The following is a 2,052-nucleotide window of genomic DNA, read 5'->3' on the forward strand; positions in this document are numbered from 1 at the left end:
CTCGAACCGCAGCCGCGCCGTACGCAACGCCTGCCCGGCCGTCTCGTGCTGCTCGCTCGCCCGCCTCACGACTGCCCGCGCCGCGTCCAGCAGCGCTCCCGCCCAACGCAGGGGGTCCGCCTCAGGCGTGGACGCCCCGTCGTCGCCCACGCGGGGACTAACAGCGGTGCCGGGCACGGGCGTGCCGGGGGCGTCGCCCTCGGATGGGCCGCCGTCGTGCGCGGCACCGGGTGGCGTGACCCCGCCGGCGACGTGCGCGTCATGTGCCACCGGTCCCGAGGCCGGGGGCAGGTCGAAGAGGGCAGGCGCGGCCCCGGGCGAGTCGCCGGCCACCACCGGCGACGCGACGGTCACAGGCGGGTCAGGGGCCGCCATCCGCGACGCATCGACCGCGGACGAGTCATCGGCCGTCGCCGGGGACACGATGGCCGCATGCAGGTCGTCGCCCGCCGCTTCCTCCACCCGCTTGATGGCGAAGTCCACCTGCTGCCGGAGCTCCTGCGCCTCCCGCCACGCCAGCTTCCGGTGCTCGGCCAGCCACGACTCCGCCTGGGTGAAGACCTTGACCGTGAACAACCGCTCGAGCAGCTTGGCCCGATCATCCCCGTCCGCGCGCAGGAACTTGGCGAAGTCCCCCTGGGGCAGCATCGCCACCTGGCAGAACTGGTCGGCGTTCATGCCCAGCAGCCCGCCCACCAGATCGCCCGCCTCATCGAGCCGGGTCGTCAGCCCCTGCCACTCCGACCCGTGCCACTCCGAGACGACGACCTTGGACTTCTCCTCCGTGAAACCGGTCCCGCGCAGCTTGGGACGGTGCCAGGCCGGTGAGCGCTGGATGCGGAGTAACCGGCCGCGGATGGACACCTCAAGCGTGACGGAGGGTCCGGCCGAGGGCGGAGCGTGGTCGCAGCGGAGGCTGCGGGCGCTGTTGCGCTGCCCGGGCACCTGGCCGTAGAGGGCGAAGCAGAGCGCGTCGAGGATCGTGGTCTTGCCCGCCCCCGTGGGCCCGTGGACCAGGAACAGGCCCGCCTCGGCCAGCGCGTCGAAGTCGACCGTCTCGGAGCCGGGAAAGGACCCGAACGCCGTCAGCGAGAGCCGGTGCGGCCGCATCTATGCCATCGTCTCCTTCACCCTCGACGCCTCGATGGCCTGTCTTAGCAGGTCTTCCTCCTCAGGTGCGGCAGGCTCGCCGCGTACTTCCCTGACGAAATCGAGGGCCACCTCCGCCTCCGGCCGTCCGCTGACGCGTACGGGCTGGGCGGCGGGCGCGGCGCCGACCGGGTCGAAGGAGAGGGCGAGGGTGTGGGGGAAACGGGCGCGGAGCCGGTCCATGGCGGATTTGGGGCGGACGGCGTCGGTGAGGATGACCTGCAGCCAGTGGTCCTCGTAAGAGGTATGTTTCGGATTTGTGAGCAGGTCCTCGAGCTCTCCCCGCAGCCGCCCGACGGGCCGCGGCACAGGCGCCGGCACGAACGCCACATCCGAGACCTCCGAGCCGAGGGTGACCAGCCACGACCCCTTGACCTGCCCGACCTCCGAGAACGAATAGGCCAGCGGCGAGCCCGAGTAACGCACGGTCTCCGACATCCGCTGGCGCCCGTGCAGGTGCCCCAGCGCGACGTAGGACACCCCGTCGAAGGCCGGCAACGGAACGTACGCCACCCCGCCCACGCTGATGTCGCGCTCGCTGTCGCTGGCCTGCCCGCCGATGACGAAGCAGTGCGACAGCACCACCGAGGCGCGATGGCGTATGGAATCGGCCCTGATGCGGTCCATCGCGTACGTGAGCGCGGCCGTGTGGCTCCGGTCGGGCAGCTCCCAAGCGGCGCGGACCAGCTCGGGCTCGAGGTACGGGATGCCGTAGAAGGCCACGTCGTCCACCAGCACCGGCTCCCAGGCGAGGTCGGGCGACGTACGCACGTGGACCCCGGCGGCCTCGAACAGCGCCGAGCCGAAGCGCAGACGCAGCGCCGAGTCGTGGTTGCCGCTGATCAGCACCACCCGCGCCCCCGCCGCGCGCAGCCGCCCGAGCGCCTCGTCGAGCAGCGCCAC

At 72.3% G+C, this 2,052-nt stretch carries 2 protein-coding genes; both read right to left on the reverse strand.

What is annotated here, in order from left to right:
- On the reverse strand, positions 1 to 1,110 hold a 1,110-nt coding region (locus AB0J09_RS63255), incomplete at its 3' end, for an AAA family ATPase (RefSeq protein WP_360713945.1).
- Positions 1,111 to 2,052 (reverse strand): exonuclease SbcCD subunit D C-terminal domain-containing protein (locus AB0J09_RS63260; RefSeq protein ID WP_360713947.1); only part of this gene is annotated, 942 nt, incomplete at its 5' end.

The organism is Nonomuraea sp. NPDC049784 (assembly GCF_040659615.1).
GTDB lineage: Bacteria > Actinomycetota > Actinomycetes > Streptosporangiales > Streptosporangiaceae > Nonomuraea.